Source organism: Actinomycetaceae bacterium MB13-C1-2 (genome assembly GCA_035621235.1).
Taxonomy (GTDB): Bacteria; Actinomycetota; Actinomycetes; order Actinomycetales; family Actinomycetaceae; genus Scrofimicrobium.
This window is the reverse complement of record CP141731.1, coordinates 1,914,995-1,930,845: the sequence shown is the minus strand read 5'-3', so window position 1 is coordinate 1,930,845 and position 15,851 is coordinate 1,914,995. Positions and strand designations below refer to the sequence as shown.

Here is a 15,851-nt window from a genome sequence, read left to right as displayed (position 1 = left end):
TCTATCCCCACAGACCGTAGTCCTCACAGATAGTCATAGACCGCCTGAGTCATCTCAGCTATTGTCTCCCACGAGAGATACACGGTCATGATCACGATTGCATACTCGCCCTTGGGCGTGGATACGATCGCGGCGTCATGTAGTTCCTCGGGCTCAAGGAATCCGACCTTGTCAGCAACGGTGCCGATTGGGTCCAGCGCGGCCGGGATTCCGTCTCGATAGATCTGGTTCTCCATCGCGTAAAACAGCCTCTGATGCGAGTCATCACTCATTGAGTCGGTGGAGGCCAACACTTCAAGTGCCCGCGCAAGGTCCGCTGGAGTCGAGACCAATCCGTAGGGGACAAACTCGGTATCCTGCGCCCCGAGTTTGGTCAGCGTGGGTCCGATGTTCTCCCAACCGATTTGCTCGAGCCAGGCCTCGGGACAGTCGTTGTCCGAGTATGTGATCATTTCGTTGAAACACTCGTCAAGCGTCATGCCAATCAGATCATCCGACCAACTGGCCGCACCCGACTCAACTGCGTCGATCATCGAACTGGCCACGTAGAGCTTGTACGTGCTGGCCATGGTGAACGGGTCATTCTGGTTCAAAGACACAACTGGAAGACCGGTACTTAAATCCACTACCTGAATCCCGACCTGGCCCGCACCGAGCAGAACCATGAATCCGCCGTCTGGGTCTTCCTCGTCCTCTACCCAGATGCTTCCGCCCTCGTCGCCACCGCTCATTGAGGAAAGCTCTTCCAGCAGAGAGTCGTATGAGGCTACACGGTTCTCAAACTCGTAGAGTGCGCGACTCAGTTCCTGGCGAACTTTGCCCGACTCTGAAGCTCCTACTGTCAAGGTTCCGTCGAGGCCTTGCGCAATCTCGATCGTCTCCTCCAGAACGACCGCATCCTGGGTGTTCAAAACGTTCTCGGGGGCATCTCCCAGAGCCGCCTCGGCGTCCGAGATTAGCTCCTCGAAACTGACCGAGAGATGAAGTCCCGACGGCAATCCTCCAACGATCCGACCGCAAAAGGCGCCAGTTGGCCCCAGATTTGCCTCTTGTGCGAGTCTTTCTTGCATCTGAGCGACGGGACCGGCCTGGCGGAAAACGTCCTCAAAATCGGACCGCTGCGCCGTCCCATCGTCGGTCGTGACGCTATCCATTTCCTCTGCGGATGCCGCAACAACTCCCATCGGCATCAGAAGTAAGGAAAGGACGACTCCCATCAACAGCCCGCAACGTGCGACGGACTTCCGAGAGGTCAAACTCAGACTACCCCTCGGTATTACCGACCGCCTGAAAAATCTGCCCACCAGAAATCTCACGTGGAAACACTACATATCGAAGCTTGGAATCACCTATGAAAGTCCGATGACCTGCAGGTCATCGGACTTTCCACGCGGCTGGTTACTCAGCTCGCTTAAAGCTGATCGATGATCCGTCCACAGCGAGAATCAGCTTGCCGTCTTCTATTGGCGCACTGATTGCCTCGCCCTCAATGGTGATCTCACAGTTACCGTCCTTGACGGCCCATGTGCCCTCGGAGGGGGCGTCAAACACTGAAAGCATTGCTTTTCCGTCAGAGGTGAGGTCGAGCGTGAACGCTGCGCTTAGGTCCACCCCGGACTGTTTCATGTCCTCGATGTCGTTCTCGGTGATCTTCTCACCATCGGATTCCATTGCGGCGAGGGTCCAGCTTCCTTCGCAATCAGGACCGGCGGTGCCACCATCGCCAGAGCTGCATCCGACCAACGCAACAGATCCAAGTGAAACTGCGGCGAGTGTTGCGGTGAGCTTCGCGATTGACCTCATTTGTGTTCCTCTTCCATTCATATTGCTTTTCGTGATTTCAGTATGCCCGACCACCGGGGGCAGCGCGTTCCTCGCCCTGTCTATGAGCCGCTAGCGAACAGGACAAAGCTCACCGCCATAGCTCCCATTCCGGCCAACATTCCGTAGATCGTTTGGTGTTTGTCAGTCTGGTAACGCCATGCACCTGGGAGCAGTTCGTCGAGGGCAAGGAAGACCATCATGCCGGAGACAACTCCGTAGAAGATCCCAAAGAACTGCGGCGGAATCACCCAGGCGACAAGCAAAGCAGCGAACAATGCGCCGATTGGCTCAGTCAGCCCCGAAAATGTCGCCCACCAGAAACCCTTCTTCTTCGATCCTGTCGCCGCGTACACAGGGGCTGCAACGGCTATGCCCTCGGGAACATTGTGAATTGCGATTGCTACCGCCAGAGTGAATCCGACCTGCGGGTCCTGATATGTAGTAAAGAATGTCGCCATGCCCTCGGGAAAGTTGTGTAGCGCCAGCACCATTGCTACAAGAGCGCCCGAGCGCATCAGGTTTCGAGTTGATGAAGTATCCGTTTCAGTAAGAGCGTCCTCGCGCCCCTCCATCTCGTTTGGATTTAGCACGTCTGGCAGTATCCGGTCGATAACCAGAACCAGAGCAATCCCACCGAAAAACGCGAGCCACACGTACAACTGCGCGAGTTTCGGCGAAGCGTACTCGCCCATGTATTCGATTCCAAGCGGTACTAGCTCTACCAGGGAGACAATTATCATCGCTCCGGCCGCAAAGGCCAGTGAGACCGCCAGCCACTGACGCTCCAGTGTCTTTGAGTTCAGGACCAACAGCCCACCGATCGACGTCGCCAAACCGGCAAGGAGAGAAACGACTAGGGCGAGGGTCATAACGCCAGGCTACTCAACTCCCGGCTGTCCAAGAACTCAGGTTCACGAACTGAGGAGGGAATCGACACCGCTCATCGCCTGGATACTCGCGACTATCAACGCGCACGCTTCCGCATCCGAGTCAGCCTGGTGGTGGTCTAGCTCGAACCACGGCGCGCAGGCGTGCGCAACGGTCGGGAGCTTGTAGTTAACCAGGCCAGGAACGGTTCTCTGCGCCAGACGATAAGAGCAGTAGAAACGGTCCGGAAGTGTTTCGGTGTCGAAGTAGTTGTCCAGTTCACGCCAGACGCGGGCATCGAATGAGGCATTGTGCGCGTACACGGGACTGTCCCCAACGAACTCAGCTATATCCGAGCTCGCCTCATCCCATGCGGGCGCATCGCTTGTCTGCTTTTGTGAGATCCCGTGTAGCCAGGTGAACTCGAATCTGTCGTACCCAACGGGTGGACAGAGGTAGCTGGACTGGCGCGCCACGACGTTGCCGTCCACGACCTTGACCAGGGCTATCTGGCAGGCGGAGACGCCGCCTAGACGATTCGCGGTTTCGAAGTCGACCGAGACGAACGAGGGCGACATCAGCTCGGCGAACGAAGGAACCAGTTTGCTACTGGCCCTCAAGGGTTTGCGCGATCTGGTCCCCGACCATCCGTACACGCCTGCAGGCCCCCCGTTGCTTGCTGCTGAAGTCAAAGCCAACCGACTCTCCAAAAACGAAATACTCGTGATTTCAAGTAGCCGATGCGCGGTAATTGAACGCGACCGGGCGTGTCTATCTAGCGCGGCACCCACTACTTTCAACTCGATAACTCTATCCCCGCTGTTTCGATAAGTAACGAACCCCACCGCCATCGGATCCCTCCCAAGTTGTGCGCGGGGCCGCGCATCCGTAGAATCTATTTCTGTTGTACGGGGCATTGGCGCAGTTGGTAGCGCGCTTCCATGGCATGGAAGAGGTCAGGGGTTCGAATCCCCTATGCTCCACCATAAGAGGCTTACTGCAATCGGCGTCCTCGTAAACGCCGCCAGGCAGGTCAAGCCAGAGGTTCTGTAGTTCGGCCAGGTCGCCCTTCGGGGCGGCTTTTGGCGTTTCTGGGCCGCTGTGGCGCGCTGTCGCGGCCTGGGCCGTACTGCGTGCCACCTCGGGCGTTGCGCCCGCCGCGAGAGCCTCCCAGCCGCGTTCGGCGGCGAGGAGTTCCCATAGCGGCGAGCGGATGTCGTCTCCGACAACCTCGTCGTGGGCGAAGATAGCCTGGTTGAGCTTGCGGCGGGTGGCTTCGCTGGCGTGGAGGTACAGCTCGTGGGGTTCTCGAGCAGGTTCAGGTGCGCGTCGAGGAACGCGCGGCCGCTGGAGAGGCCGCCGTGCACCTGGCTGAGCTGTTCGGTGACGCGCTGCCGGTCGCGGCGATCTCCCGGAGACGCTGCCGGATGCGCTCCTGCGGGAGTGAGCTGTCTGCGGCGAGGTCGAGGAGGTTGTCTCCCTTGGTCGCGAGCTGCGTCAGCTGATCCTCCAGGTTCTTGCGGAGCAACTGCTGCGCGGCGACCTGGTCGTCCAGCGCGGCTTCGATGTGGTCGCGGACAGCGGCGACGAATGCGGGGCTGAGGCGGATGGTCTTGTAGTGCTCGGCGATGGCGTCCTCGACGCGGTCGATCGAGGAGTATGGGGCGTCGCAGACGTGGTCTTGCACGCCTCGGCAGAAGAAATACCCATAGTCGGCGGTGCCGTGCCTGCCGGTGGTGCGCATGAGGAGCATGCGGCGGTTGACGTGCTGTTCGAGGCGGCACTGGCCGCACCAAATGGTGCCTTTGATGTAGTGGTCGTGTCGTTTGCGGCGTTCGCGGGCGTAGCCACGTTCGTCCATGAGTTCTTGCACCTGGTTGAACAGATCCTCCGTGATGAGAGGTTCGTGCCGGCCAGGGTAGGTCTCGCCCTTGTAGCGGACTTCTCCGAGGTAGTAGAGGTCGCGGAGCATCTGCTGGATCTTCGAGTCCGAGATTGGCCCGGCCGCGCGACGTTGCGTGGGCCTGGTGCGAAGGCCCCGGTCGGTGAGTTCGTCCGCGATGTCCTGGAACGTCTTGTCTCTGGTGGCGTACAGCTCGAAGGTGAGCTTCACGAACGGTGCGCGTTCGGGATCAACCTTGACGGTGTTGATCTTCCGTCCGTCGATGTTCTCGGTGACGTTGAGGTAGCCGATGGGTGCGCGGCCGAGGGTGCCGCCGTTCTTGGCCTTCTGACTCATCTTGTAGGCAATGTCGGCGCCGTCTTCGCGGGAGCGGTATTCATTGAACGCGGCGAGGATGCCGTGCATGAGCTGCCCTACGGGAGTGGCGTCGATCTGCTCGGTCGCGGAGATCAGGGCGACTCCGCGTTTCTGCAGATCGGCCATGACGATGGCGTCGTCGGTGGGGGTGCGGGCGAAGCGGGAGAGCTTGTAGACGATGACGTAGTCCACGTCCCGGTCGCGGCGGATGCGTTCGAGCATCTCCTGGAACGCGACCCTCTTGGTCATCTCCGTGGCTGACCGGCCCGGCTCAATGTACTCGTGCACGATCGTCAGCCCGAGCGCTTCGGCCTTGCGCTGGCAGGAGATGCGCTGCGCAGGGATAGAGATGCCCTCGGGGTCGTAGTCGGTGTTCACCTGCCCCTTTGATGACACGCGCAGGTAGATGACCGCGCGGCTGCCCGGTGGAGCGTCGACGGCTCCGGTCGGCAGCGACGAGACCGTGCCGTCATCGGTGCGGGCGTCGTCCTCCTCCTCGACCGGGGCGAGCGCGGGCGGGATCCCGTCGAAGGCGAACGGCGCGAGGTCGGTATCAGGCAGACTCATGACTGCCCTCTTTCCGGTGAGAGCAGCTCGAGACACGAGTGGTGAGTCGCGTTTCGAGAGAGCGGTGATGTAGGAGCGGCGCCCCGAGATTGATCGGGCCGGGGCGCAAGCCCGAAGCTTGAATTGCCATCGGCTGCGTTCTCCGTTTACCTCCCCATTTTACCTCGCCTGACCGGCCTTTTTGCGGTCGTTGACTATTCCGCATCGTTTTCCGTCTGCCCTCCGAGAACACCGCCCCATCACGACGGGAGACGGCTCGGCTATTTGTGGAAGACATAGACCCGGCCTTCCTCCTCGACGAGGTCAAAGGCGTCCGCGACTTCTTCGAGGAGCGCCTGGTAGTCGGGGTTCACCTGTTCGATGACAAGCTGGCGTTCCTCGGCGTAGGTGAAGACATCGCGTTCGCGCTCGTCGACTTCCGCGAGTTCGTGGATCGCTTCCTCGATGGTCGCGAAGACCCCGAGGTAGCAGTCGTGGAAGTCCTCCATGATGTCGCCGCTCATCGCGTTGGTGTCCGGCAGGCTGAGGTAGGCGCGCAGAGCCGCATCTCGGTCGACAGAGAGTTCCCCGAGCGTTTCGGTCAGCTCTTGGATGTCTTTCGTGCCGTAGATTCCGGGGACGTTGACGCGCAGGTACCAGTCGCCCACCTCGATCCCGGTCAGTACGAGGATGTTGTCAAGCCGGGGCGGGTAGCTCTCGACGTAGGTCGTTGGCCTTGCGTCGGGGTGCTGCTGGCGGATGAGGTGGGTGCCGAGCCAGTCGATGAGTTCCTGCGTCGTCGCAGTGACGCTTTCGTCGTTGTGCAGTCTGAGGTATTCCTCGCGCAGCGTCTCGTAGTCGCCCTCGCCGGTGCGGGCGAAGTTCGCCAGTGCACTGTGGCGGCCGAGGCTGCGACCCAGGACGTGTGCGATGCAGCGCGCCGTGCCTCGGTCAACGTCCCGCTTCTCAGCCATCGCCTCACTGATGCCGGAGGCGATGAGTTCACCGAAGCGGCGCGCGGCGACCTCGAATCGTCGCCAGTCCGGTGCTCCACTTTCTTGTACAGGACAAGGCATGCCTGGCCGGTCTGGCGAGCAAGAAAGTTGTTCACCCTGCCCCGGGGTTGGGAGGTGTCGTTCGCTCATCACAACCGCCCTCCCCTCGAGGCGATGTCGGCGGACATCGGCTTGATGCCGCCCCGAGTGAACACGTGCAGGACGCCTTCGGGTGTGTCGAAGATGTGGAAGTAGCGGCTGAGGTAGTCGTAGATCGCGGCGTGGTCGAGTCGCACAGCGGCGAGCGGGATGCCCGTGTGCGTGGTCATCTTGTGGATGATCTGGAACCAGCCGAGTTCGTCCGCGACGTGCTCGACGAACGCCAGGCGCCCCTCGAAGCTGCCTGCGTAGCTGGTTTCGAAGTCGAGCCAGGACTCGGTGAGCGGCTCCAGCGGCTCTGCTTTGTGTTCGACGGACTGCAGATGCGCGCGATAGAGCGTGGCGGCTTCGTCGTAGTAGCGGGCGGCCTTGTTGCGAGCCGTTGATGGTGAAGTCGTTGTTGGTGAAGTCATAATGAACCTCCTTTCGGATTAGGTGATGTGTACGGGGCGACCGCGGTGAGCGACTGCTCGCCGGTGGCGGCGCGGAAGAGCGCGGCGTTGAGGCGGCGGTCTTCCTAGATGGCGCGCCGGATCTTGTCGGCCCGCTCCACGGCGGGGCTCGCCCAGACGACGAGCGGAAACAGCCCATCGCTTCTCGCCTGCTCTGCGCTGGACTCCCAGTACCGCTGGTACAGCCCGGACTTACGCAGCACCGCAGGCAGATGCTCGGTGTCGCGGTCTATCTCCACGAAACTGTGCGTCTCGCTCTCAGCATCAGCCGTCACGACGGCGAGATCCGGCTTGAGAGTGAGCGCCCCGCCCTGCGCGGCCTGGAACTGTCGCCAAGAGGCGGGCTCGGCCTGTAGGTCGAGGATGTCGAAGCCGTCAGATCGTGCCTTCTCAGTGAGCGTAGCGGGCGACCTCGAGGGTGTGGGCGAGGAACCCGGCTCCGGGGTCGACGTAACGCCTGCGCCCGCCCTGGCCACGTCGGGGGCGGAGGAGGCGTTCTCCGGCGGCGGCGAGTTGCCATACGGTTTGCCCCGAACCGCGGCCGCTGCCGCCCACACGCCGCTCGACACGAGCGATGAGGCCATGCTCCTCCAGGCGGTGCAGTACCCGGAGCGTGAGCCGGGTTGCTGTGGCCTGGGTGGCGAATCCAGGCTGCCCGCCCGAAAGTGTGCCTACTGGGAACTCGAGGCGTTGGATGAGGCGAGTATCGAGTAGGCGGAACTGTTCGAGGTCTTCGAGAATCCGTAGGTCGCGGTCAGTCAGGTGCAGCAGGAGTTCCCCGATCTTGTACGGCGTGCGCGGTGTCATGCGACACTTCCCTGCCGCCTCCAGGAGATGGTCGGGGGGTGGCCTGTGTGGTGGCCGTGCGCCCCGCTCGAATGAGCGGGAGTCCCATCCCAGTTCAGGCCAGATGCGCCGGAACAGTGGCCGACAGAGGGACGTGTCAGCAAAGCGAACGGAGCATCGAATGGATCAGGAATGGATCAGGAACGACACTGCTCGAATGCGAACTCACGCCTCCCATGAACGTCGTCATCGTCGTCATGATCGCCGCCTCCGTTGATGCGAACGCACCCCAGACGCCTCACCTGCGGTCAGCGATGTATCGCCTGGCAAAGGAGTCGCATTCTTCGATGCACGCTCGGATTCGATACGGAGAGTCGGTGCGCCGTCGCCCGCGAACCGTTCGCGGTAGGCCGTGCGGATTTCGGCGGCGTGCCCTGCATCAGGTACAGGAGGATTGGTCTTCGCTGAGAACCAACCGGCTGGTGCGCCGTTGACGACGAGGTTGGCGTAGATGTGCCGAAGCGCCAGGGACTGGAAGTCGTCGGGCTTGAGCTTTGTCGTGGTCTTGGCCAGCTCGCGGGCGTCGTTCGGGCTGGCGGCGAAGGTGATCAGATTTCTGGCGTTCAGCTGGATGGCATCGGCTAGCTTGGTCGGCACCTGGCCACGCCCCTGGAAGGCCAGGTGCCAGCCGACGCCGTGGGAGCGGCTGGTGGCGAGGGCGTACTCGATGCTGGTCGGCAGGTGTAGGTAGCGCTGCACTTCGTCGATGAAGACGAACCCGGGACGGGAGCGCGGGTTCTCTTCAGCGGCGCGTTCCTGGGTCGCCAACCACGCCTCTGCGACAACGAGGCCACCGAGCAACTGGGAGGCTCCCGGCCCGATAAGCGCATCGTTGAGCGGGACAAGGATGGCATGGTCGTGCTTCCAGACGTTGCGGATGCGGATCTTCGGTTGCGCTTGCCCGAGCACCGCCGCGACGTTCTTCCGCAGCACGCACTTGCGGAGCTTGTTCAATGGTGCTGCGACCATGTTCGCCCGGTGCGCAGGCGACAGCTCATTGAAGGTCGCCCAGAAGCCCGCCAGGATCGGGTCGTCAGCAACCGCCCCGATGATGCTCCTGCGGTAGCCGTCGTCAGAGAGCAGCATCGGCAGATTGAGCAATGTGTACGGGACGCCCCGGCGCTGCCCATCGGCGACGAGGGTGAGCAGGCCGGTGAGCATCAGCTCCTCGGTTCTCGGCCCCCAACCATCGGTGAAGACGGTCTTGAGGACTTCGAGAATCCCATCGACCACCGGGTCAGGATCACGATCCCCGATGTCGAGCGGATTCGGTTCTGCAGCGTCAATGACGACGATGTGCCCAGCGGTTTCCTTCGGTGCGCGCTTCACGATGGCGTCGACCAGCTGCCGCTTCGGCTCGATGAGCACAAGCGGACGTCCCGCCTCAATGTCCGAGAGCGCCAGGTGCGCGAAGATCTCACTCTTCCCTGACGCCGTCCCGCCCGTGATAGCCGCATGCAGCAGCCGCCCCTCTGTCGTCATCCCGATACACTTCTCGACCCCCGGAGCGGTGCTCCTCGCAAAGAGCGACACCTTCTCCGTGATGCCAGGAGGTGGTGGGATGAGCTGTGGGTGCCGGGGCGGCAGACCGGGAAGCTCCAAGCTCGTCGACCGGCCAGGCGACGACTCCCACGAGCTGCGACGCGGTCAAAGCCAGCGGACTCCACCCGAGGGTCGCCTGCTCCCACCTCGTCGGCGACTCGTTCACCAGTGACAGCCGGGCGCCGGGAGCTTCGAGCTGTTCGAGCGCGGAGAGGAACTGCCCACGGAGCTGCTGGCGACGCTCGGGAACGGCAGCGGTGACGCCGACGCGTACCGTCACGTCGATCCGAGCCTGACCAGCGTTCTGCGCAACCCGGCGACGGGTATCGGTCGGAGCCGACCCCGCCCCGCGCAGCAGTAACTCGGGTACGGACGCGCTCGGGTCGAGGATCTTGCTCGGCACCACTGCGGGCCTGCTACCTCGGCCGAGCACCATCTGCAGCGTGATGGTTTCGCCCTTCCGTCGCCCGGCGAGCACGCTGTAGATGCCGTGCAGCACATCCGAGGTGGTGTCGTCCCGGAGCGGCATCGCTTTCGGCGTCAGCTTGAGGCGAGCGACTCGCTCCGGCACGTTGGGGCGGGAGGCTCAGAGCGTTCGACTCTCCGGCAAGTGCGACCGCAGCAGGTGACGGACGGTCGGCTGCCCCGACTGCGTACGTCCGACCAGGTGGGTGATACCCTCGTCGCCCGCCCAGGTCTCGAAGACCGGGGGGCGGGGCGACCCTGGTGCGCTCAGCCGCTCGAAGAGGCGCTGCACCTGGGCAGAGGTCAGCTCCATCCCGGGCAGCAGCCTCGTGTAGTGGATCTGCTCAGGCATCGGGCGCCTCCTTCGTGGTCGTTCCCGCCGAGTCGTGGCGGGTGCGTTGCCGTTCGTGCTCGTGGGCGGCTTCCGCTTCAAGCCGGGCCTGCTCGAGTCCTGCGGCGGTCAGGATGCTGGCGATCTGCTCTGGGCGCAGATCGTGATTCAGTTCGCTGAAGACCCAGACCCTGCGATCAGGTCGTTTGCGGTAACGACGTTGAGATTTCCGACTCATACAACACACACCTCCTTCCGGCGAGTCACCGAATTACGTTTGCCACGTGCAGTCGCAGAATGTCGTGCGGAGAGCCCTTAACATAGGGTGCGGATGATTACGCACCGTTGTTTTCTGCTTGTCAAGAGGGATTGTGTATTCGACAACACCTCAACTGAGGTGAACGCGCTCATGCTTTTCACCAGCGATCCCGCCAGCGGCGGTAAATGAGCAGTCCGATCCACACCGCCGTGATAATCGCGGCGACCAGGAGCAGCCATCCCCAGATCGCCGAGAGCAGCTCCATCGCGAGGTACAGGAGGATCACGCTCAGGAGGATCGTGAAGCAGAACCCGAGGACGCGGGAGGCCATCGTGACCGGCTCCTTGTCGTTCTTGCCGGGCTTCCTGGAGGTGGAAAGCATCAGGCATCACCAGACTCTCCGTTGCTCACCGCCGCGCAGCGGAACTTGGTGTCGCTCGGCACTGGGAAACCCGGCAGCATGAAGTCGTTCTCACACTCGTTGCCCCAGATCGACCAGTCCGAGCGGGAGTTCGGACGACGCCGGGCGAACAGCTCGGCGTAGGGGCCGTCGAGGAGCCGCTCGATAAGCGGGATCATCTCGTCGGGCTTCCGGCTGTGCTCCGTCCTCGGGAACAGCAGCATCGAACGCTGCCCGTGGAACTTGAACGGCGCCTTACCTCGCACGCCGTGCAGCAGCGTCTCGTGGCTGGAACGGAAGTAGGTGCCGAGACCCATGTGGTACTTGTCCCAGGCCGCGTGGGACTTGTACGTGAAGCCCCAGCTCCTTAGCACCTCGATCCCTTCGGGGAGTGCGGCGCTGGTCACCCACATCAGGAGAGTCGCGTTGTCGTCGCTGAGCTCCTGGATGAGCGGCCCCATCGTTTTGATCCGATCGAGGGTCATGAGGTCGTAGTGCTGGATCGCACCGCGCTTCCCGGTCTGGGCGATGTCCCAGGGCGGGTCGGCGTACCAGACCTTGATCCGCTTGGTCGTGCCGAAGCGAGCCAGGCGAGACGCCTCGTCAGCAGAGAGCGGCTCCCCGCTCGCGGCTCGGTCCTCAGTCGCTGGTTCTTTCGTGTTGATGGACATGAAATTGCTCCTTTCTCCACCCGAATTGTTCGAAGCACTCGCGGCTTCACGGGCGGCGGATGGACGTTTATGGAGGGTTGGGAAGAATTCGTCAATGGTCTGTTCGGGATGTTGTGCTTTTCACGGCGACCCGAGCTGGTGCCTCAGCCTGACCCGGTACGAGGACTACTTCTCTGCAGCAGCGTGGGCAGTAGTGTTCCGCGAACGCTGGACTGATGCCGTCGACGTGAAGGTGGTGTCCTCCGTGGAGCTTCCCCGGCGGATGCAGATCCTCGTGGACGCACTGCCTCCCGTGGAATGATGACGCTATCCGCGTGCCTTGGTGGCATCCGACCGAGCTTGAGAACTATGCGCTCTCGTTCGGCGGATGCCGCTCTTTTCATTGGTTGACGTCCTACGGTCTCGATACAGAGCACCTCGTACCAAGTGAGCATGAGGGAGTGTCAGTGCCGCCGCCTAGAATTGCTGCTATTAGCCGCCTAGAATTGCTGCTATTAGGAGATGCGCGTCGCCGGGGCGTGGAACTCACGGCAACGGGGAGACAGCATGGCAGACGAGAACGCGCTCGTGCCGGTGTGGACACTTGCCACTGAGGCCGTGGCGGTGCCCGATCTCGTGGGTGATGCGGACATGACTCCCGAGCGGCTTGCTGACCTGCGCACCGCGCTCGCGACGTTCACACAGGCACCCATCGCGACGTTGGAGATGCATCCGATCGAGCGACGCCGTGACCCGGCTGGCGGCATCGCGCTGCACGCGAGCAGTCCCCTTGCCCAGCAGCTCTCGCAGCTCGTGACTCAGACCGCGCGCTCAGCGCCGGCGAAGGTCGACATCGCGGCTTCCGGCGAAGTGCTTTACCGCATGGTGGTGCCTGCGAAGGTCGCCTCCCAGGTGAGCAAGGGACTCGTGAAGCCGATGGCGTCCAAGGCCGTCTCGGGCGGCGTCTACAGTGCTCTCCGGGACTCGACGGGAATCGTCTCCAAGGCGACATTCGTCCCTGTGGCTGGCACGGGCGCGACAACCGGCGCTGCAGCAACCGCAGGCGTCGGTATTGCAGGCGCAGGATCGCTGACCGTCACCGCCCCGCTCGTCCTGATGGCTGTGGCCGTGGGCGCGAGCGCCTACGCCGACCATCAGCGGCAGAAGGCCATCGAACGGATCACTGACCTGCTTGAGCAACTGCACGACGACAAGCTGGAGCAGGAACGTAACCGGCTCGATGGCTGCCGGGACGCGATAGACAAGGCCACGTCGGTACTGCTGGATCAGGGCAAGATCGGGCAGTCGCTGGGACTGGATTCCGCGTCACACGAGATCAGCACCGCCATTGCCGCCGTTCGTACGCGGCTCAAGAAGTGGCACGACGCGCTCGATGAATTCCCCGAAGGACCGGTGGAGCTGGCGACGCTCACAGAGGCGTTCCCTGGCATTACGGACGAGAACGGTGCTTTCAGTGCGCACCTGGAGACCGCGAGGTTGGCCCTTGCGCTGAAGCGTCGTGTCTTGGTGCTGCAGGCTGTGGAGCACGCGCAGCTCGACGGCACTGGCAACCCGTTCAAGTCCTTCCTGAGCGAGCTGCGCAGCGACGAGCAACGATTGAACGACCTCGAAGCGAGCATCAATGGCGTGCTGCTGCGACTGTCCTCGCTCGAGCTCAAGCGCCCAGGTGGGTTGCTCAAGAAGGTGCACTACGCACCGTCCGACGTTGACAAGCTCCTTACCGCCGCCTATCGGCTCAGAGGCCTCAGCAGCGGAATCGACGCTGCCGGAAACCACGCCGATGTAGTGATCGAGATCGAGCGGGGACATGACGGGTCTGTCGTTGTGTTTCCGGCGGCAGCGGTCGAATCCTGACGTTCTCGCTCGATCTGACTGACCCGCTCGAGCGTGTGGACTATTCCCCAGCGGCTTCTGCGAGCTTCTGGTTGCTGACGATGTAGACGTTGCGGCTCCAGTGCCAGTCTTTGATAAGGGCTGAGCCATCGAACCATTCGCGGTCGCCTTCTGCGAGGTAGACGCCTGTGGCGTCGCCGGGGATGGCGTCGGCGTCGTCGACGCTGGCGATGAGGGCGAACTTGGTGCCGTTGGAGTAGTAGAGGTAGTGCTTTGCGCCGTACATGGTGTCGCAGTCGTCAGCGGTGGTCGTGGCGTTCGTGCCCCGCTCTGTCTTGGTGCTCTTGGCGATGCCATCGGTATCGCGTGGGATGGCGTCGATGACGGCTTCGCGTTCGAGGTCTGCGAGGAAGCCGAGGTCGGCGTCGCTGTCGAAGGTGCCGCCCGCGCAGGTGCCGGTACTCATCGGGTAGCCGCCGTGGCGTTCCTTGTAGGTCTTGAGCGCTGTGGCGAGGCGGTCGAGATCAGCAACGCGCTTGGCGTCACCTCGAGGAGGGTCTTTCTTCTCTTCCTGCTTCTGGGCCGTCTGGTTGCTCGAGTCGTTGATGGCCGGTGTCTGGCCGGTAAGGCTTGGCAGAGTGAGCCGGATGGGGCCGTAGGTGATGGCGACACTGACGGCGATGATCAGGACCGTGAAGATGATCTGGCTGCGGATTTCTCGTTGTTGCTGGTAGCTGCTCATGCTGCTTTTTCTCCTGCTGCTACTTCGGCGGCAGCGACGCGCTTAGATGTTGGTTCACGGTTCGGGACGGCAAACTTCGGGGTCGGCTTCCACGCCACCTCACGGATACCGGCGAGCCATTTCAGGACGGCCACGAGCGGGCCAGCGGTGTCGATGACCCCGGCGAACGGCGTGACGAGAAGCACGAGGACGTGGTCGCGGAGCTTCTGCAGGCGGGTCATGCCGGTGTAGCGGAGGTTGTAGAACAGGCCGAGCTGCGTGCCCGCCAGCCAGAGGGCGAGGCCGATCGAGGTGATGATGCCGTAGACGGTCAGCTCGGGCGCGACAACCGTGATGGTGCCCTCTCGGACGGCTTCGGCAGCGAGAATGAGCAGGATGACGACGTTGGAGCCGAGCGCGAGGAGCGAGACCGGGAAGCCGAGTGCGTAGGTCAGCACGCGCAGGCGGATGATGACGTTGATGTGCCACCGATCTTTGCGGGACAGGCGCATCCAGTCGGGTTGCTGGCGGATGTGTGCGAGGGCCTGCATGGCGCCGAACACCCAGCGTTCACGCTGCTTGTAGGCGGCCTTCAGTGTGAATGGCGGTTGCTCGATCATCTCGGTGTGGTGCCAGCCGAACATGTCCTTCCCGAACTTGAGATAGCCGGCAAGGCCGAAGACAAGGTCTTCAGCGATGAGGGCCGAGCCGTCGAGGTTACCGATGTCCCAGCCGATCTGGTTCTCCAGATCCTGTCGGACGACGAGATTCGAGCCGTGCAGATGCATGGGAGGCGGGCTGGTCATGACGGAGTAGCGCTCGTGGCAGCCGAAGGGACGGTTGGACTCCATCGCCTTGTTCAGCAGTGTCGTCTCGTTCCAGTCCAGACCGTAGGAGATCATGCCCTCCGAGATCCCGACTGGATGACGGCTCAGGCGATGAACCAGGCGTGCGAGGTTGTCGGGGGTGAAGACGGATTCTTCGTCGTAGTGCACGACGTAGGACTCGGTCGGAGAGGCGCGGTGCTGCTCGACCATGTACTCCAGCGCACGAGCCTTGAGGCGGGTGTCTTTGGGTGTGCGGTAGTCGGTCGGCAGGAGATACGGCGTCACCGGGATGACCGCATTTCGGTAGCGGGTCTGGAGAGCGGCCACCTCATCGGCGTCCTCAGTGATGATCTCGACCCAGACGACCTTCTGCAGCACCGGATAGCGGGCCACGCCTGCCAGGACGTTGTCGATGCCGCGCTGGACGACGGAGAGCGCACCGCCCTTGGTCGTGATCTGGATCAGGAAACGATGCGTGTTCCCTTTCCGCTTCGCGTGAGCCAGCGACGCAGTGAGCTTCCGGTTGGTGATCTTCTCACGAGAGACATGCTTGTGAGCACTGGCCTTGATCACCATCCACCAGAAGTAGAGGTAGGTCGGGATCAGGAGCACCATCGCCCCGAACAGGAACCAGCCGACTGGCGTGAGATCGGGCGCGAGACGCACTACGCGCGGACTCTCAAATCACCCCCTCGTGAGACGAGGATGCATAAAGAGCTGGAGATGGTGTGGTGGAAAGCCAGACGCATTACTGCTCTGGAATGTAAGATGAATCGATTACTGAGACAACACTGAAAGCGCTTCTCGTCAGGCATTTATCCGTGGCTTTGCGATATTCCTATTCCGGCAAATT

At 62.4% G+C, this 15,851-nt stretch carries 19 protein-coding genes and 1 tRNA gene; 3 read left to right on the top strand and 17 right to left on the bottom strand.

Features of this window, described 5'->3' with window-relative positions; translation table 11 throughout:
• Positions 1-23: 23 nt before the first annotated feature.
• The 4 genes from U6G28_08420 to U6G28_08405 all read right to left on the bottom strand — a co-directional run bounded on the left by U6G28_08420 (position 24) and on the right by U6G28_08405 (position 3,389).
• Entirely contained in the window at positions 24-1,256 is a 1,233-nt protein-coding gene (locus U6G28_08420; protein WRS29541.1) for a serine hydrolase, read from the bottom strand.
• 142 nt (positions 1,257-1,398) lie between these two features.
• Positions 1,399-1,803 carry a hypothetical protein gene (locus tag U6G28_08415; GenBank protein ID WRS29540.1) on the bottom strand — a complete coding sequence of 135 codons (405 nt, stop codon included), beginning with the start codon at positions 1,801-1,803 and terminating at the stop codon, positions 1,399-1,401.
• A gap of 80 nt (positions 1,804-1,883) precedes the next feature.
• Positions 1,884-2,693, bottom strand: coding sequence for a zinc transporter ZupT (gene zupT, locus U6G28_08410; protein WRS29539.1), 810 nt, complete (start codon positions 2,691-2,693; stop codon positions 1,884-1,886).
• Between the two features lie 42 nt (positions 2,694-2,735).
• On the bottom strand, positions 2,736-3,389 hold the full coding sequence (locus U6G28_08405) for an exonuclease domain-containing protein (protein WRS29538.1): 654 nt from the start codon (positions 3,387-3,389) through the stop codon (positions 2,736-2,738).
• A 212-nt stretch (positions 3,390-3,601) separates the two neighbouring features.
• Between U6G28_08405 and U6G28_08400 the strand changes: the two genes are divergently transcribed.
• Positions 3,602-3,677, top strand: a tRNA-Ala gene (locus tag U6G28_08400).
• A 332-nt stretch (positions 3,678-4,009) separates the two neighbouring features.
• Here the strand turns inward: U6G28_08400 and U6G28_08395 are convergent.
• From U6G28_08395 to U6G28_08345, 11 genes are all read right to left on the bottom strand, one after another.
• The gene (locus tag U6G28_08395) at positions 4,010-5,518 is read right to left on the bottom strand and encodes a recombinase family protein (GenBank protein ID WRS29537.1); all 1,509 of its coding nucleotides are present in this window, start codon (positions 5,516-5,518) and stop codon (positions 4,010-4,012) included.
• 260 nt (positions 5,519-5,778) lie between these two features.
• On the bottom strand, positions 5,779-6,471 hold the full coding sequence (locus U6G28_08390; GenBank protein WRS29536.1) for a hypothetical protein: 693 nt from the start codon (positions 6,469-6,471) through the stop codon (positions 5,779-5,781).
• A gap of 170 nt (positions 6,472-6,641) precedes the next feature.
• Positions 6,642-7,064, bottom strand: coding sequence for a hypothetical protein (locus tag U6G28_08385; protein ID WRS29535.1), 423 nt, complete (start codon positions 7,062-7,064; stop codon positions 6,642-6,644).
• 104 nt (positions 7,065-7,168) lie between these two features.
• Entirely contained in the window at positions 7,169-7,579 is a 411-nt protein-coding gene (locus U6G28_08380; protein ID WRS29534.1) for a replication-relaxation family protein, read from the bottom strand.
• On the bottom strand, positions 7,494-7,910 hold the full coding sequence (locus U6G28_08375) for a replication-relaxation family protein (GenBank protein WRS29533.1): 417 nt from the start codon (positions 7,908-7,910) through the stop codon (positions 7,494-7,496). The genes U6G28_08380 and U6G28_08375 overlap by 86 nt, the downstream gene beginning before the upstream one ends.
• A 234-nt stretch (positions 7,911-8,144) precedes the next feature.
• Entirely contained in the window at positions 8,145-9,431 is a 1,287-nt protein-coding gene (locus U6G28_08370) for a hypothetical protein (protein ID WRS29532.1), read from the bottom strand.
• On the bottom strand, positions 9,367-9,969 hold the full coding sequence (locus tag U6G28_08365) for a hypothetical protein (GenBank protein ID WRS29531.1): 603 nt from the start codon (positions 9,967-9,969) through the stop codon (positions 9,367-9,369). The genes U6G28_08370 and U6G28_08365 overlap by 65 nt, the downstream gene beginning before the upstream one ends.
• A gap of 108 nt (positions 9,970-10,077) precedes the next feature.
• The gene (locus tag U6G28_08360; GenBank protein ID WRS29530.1) at positions 10,078-10,308 is read right to left on the bottom strand and encodes a hypothetical protein; all 231 of its coding nucleotides are present in this window, start codon (positions 10,306-10,308) and stop codon (positions 10,078-10,080) included.
• Positions 10,301-10,525 (bottom strand): hypothetical protein, encoded by a 225-nt coding sequence (locus tag U6G28_08355; protein WRS29529.1) that lies wholly within the window; start codon positions 10,523-10,525, stop codon positions 10,301-10,303. The genes U6G28_08360 and U6G28_08355 overlap by 8 nt, the downstream gene beginning before the upstream one ends.
• A 178-nt stretch (positions 10,526-10,703) precedes the next feature.
• A complete protein-coding gene (locus U6G28_08350; GenBank protein WRS29528.1) occupies positions 10,704-10,928 on the bottom strand; it encodes a hypothetical protein in 225 nt (74 codons plus the stop codon).
• Complete coding sequence (locus tag U6G28_08345; GenBank protein WRS29527.1) at positions 10,928-11,617, bottom strand: MT-A70 family methyltransferase; 690 nt, start codon at positions 11,615-11,617, stop codon at positions 10,928-10,930. The genes U6G28_08350 and U6G28_08345 overlap by 1 nt, the downstream gene beginning before the upstream one ends.
• Positions 11,618-11,711: 94 nt before the next feature.
• Here U6G28_08345 and U6G28_08340 point away from each other — a divergent pair, with 94 nt between their 5' ends.
• Positions 11,712-11,918 carry a hypothetical protein gene (locus tag U6G28_08340; GenBank protein WRS29526.1) on the top strand — a complete coding sequence of 69 codons (207 nt, stop codon included), beginning with the start codon at positions 11,712-11,714 and terminating at the stop codon, positions 11,916-11,918.
• A 245-nt stretch (positions 11,919-12,163) separates the two neighbouring features.
• The gene (locus tag U6G28_08335) at positions 12,164-13,471 is read left to right on the top strand and encodes a hypothetical protein (protein WRS29525.1); all 1,308 of its coding nucleotides are present in this window, start codon (positions 12,164-12,166) and stop codon (positions 13,469-13,471) included.
• 40 nt (positions 13,472-13,511) lie between these two features.
• Here the strand turns inward: U6G28_08335 and U6G28_08330 are convergent, their stop codons facing one another.
• Entirely contained in the window at positions 13,512-14,192 is a 681-nt protein-coding gene (locus tag U6G28_08330) for a hypothetical protein (GenBank protein WRS29524.1), read from the bottom strand.
• Positions 14,189-15,664 carry a glycosyltransferase family 2 protein gene (locus tag U6G28_08325; protein ID WRS29523.1) on the bottom strand — a complete coding sequence of 492 codons (1,476 nt, stop codon included), beginning with the start codon at positions 15,662-15,664 and terminating at the stop codon, positions 14,189-14,191. The genes U6G28_08330 and U6G28_08325 overlap by 4 nt, the downstream gene beginning before the upstream one ends.
• Between the last annotated feature and the right edge of the window lie 187 nt (positions 15,665-15,851).

What these genes read in the sequence shown, in the direction of transcription:
- U6G28_08370 (WRS29532.1), bottom strand. Translation starts at nt 9,431, where the DNA reads ATGACGACAGAGGGGCGGCTGCTGCATGCGGCTATCACGGGCGGGACG.
- U6G28_08375 (WRS29533.1), bottom strand. Translation starts at nt 7,910, where the DNA reads ATGACACCGCGCACGCCGTACAAGATCGGGGAACTCCTGCTGCACCTG.
- U6G28_08355 (WRS29529.1), bottom strand. Translation starts at nt 10,525, where the DNA reads ATGAGTCGGAAATCTCAACGTCGTTACCGCAAACGACCTGATCGCAGG.
- U6G28_08335 (WRS29525.1), top strand. Translation starts at nt 12,164, where the DNA reads ATGGCAGACGAGAACGCGCTCGTGCCGGTGTGGACACTTGCCACTGAG.
- U6G28_08360 (WRS29530.1), bottom strand. Translation starts at nt 10,308, where the DNA reads ATGCCTGAGCAGATCCACTACACGAGGCTGCTGCCCGGGATGGAGCTG.
- U6G28_08395 (WRS29537.1), bottom strand. Translation starts at nt 5,518, where the DNA reads ATGAGTCTGCCTGATACCGACCTCGCGCCGTTCGCCTTCGACGGGATC.
- U6G28_08330 (WRS29524.1), bottom strand. Translation starts at nt 14,192, where the DNA reads ATGAGCAGCTACCAGCAACAACGAGAAATCCGCAGCCAGATCATCTTC.
- U6G28_08340 (WRS29526.1), top strand. Translation starts at nt 11,712, where the DNA reads ATGGTCTGTTCGGGATGTTGTGCTTTTCACGGCGACCCGAGCTGGTGC.
- U6G28_08390 (WRS29536.1), bottom strand. Translation starts at nt 6,471, where the DNA reads ATGGCTGAGAAGCGGGACGTTGACCGAGGCACGGCGCGCTGCATCGCA.
- zupT (WRS29539.1), bottom strand. Translation starts at nt 2,693, where the DNA reads ATGACCCTCGCCCTAGTCGTTTCTCTCCTTGCCGGTTTGGCGACGTCG.
- U6G28_08385 (WRS29535.1), bottom strand. Translation starts at nt 7,064, where the DNA reads ATGACTTCACCAACAACGACTTCACCATCAACGGCTCGCAACAAGGCC.
- U6G28_08350 (WRS29528.1), bottom strand. Translation starts at nt 10,928, where the DNA reads ATGCTTTCCACCTCCAGGAAGCCCGGCAAGAACGACAAGGAGCCGGTC.
- U6G28_08415 (WRS29540.1), bottom strand. Translation starts at nt 1,803, where the DNA reads ATGAGGTCAATCGCGAAGCTCACCGCAACACTCGCCGCAGTTTCACTT.
- U6G28_08345 (WRS29527.1), bottom strand. Translation starts at nt 11,617, where the DNA reads ATGTCCATCAACACGAAAGAACCAGCGACTGAGGACCGAGCCGCGAGC.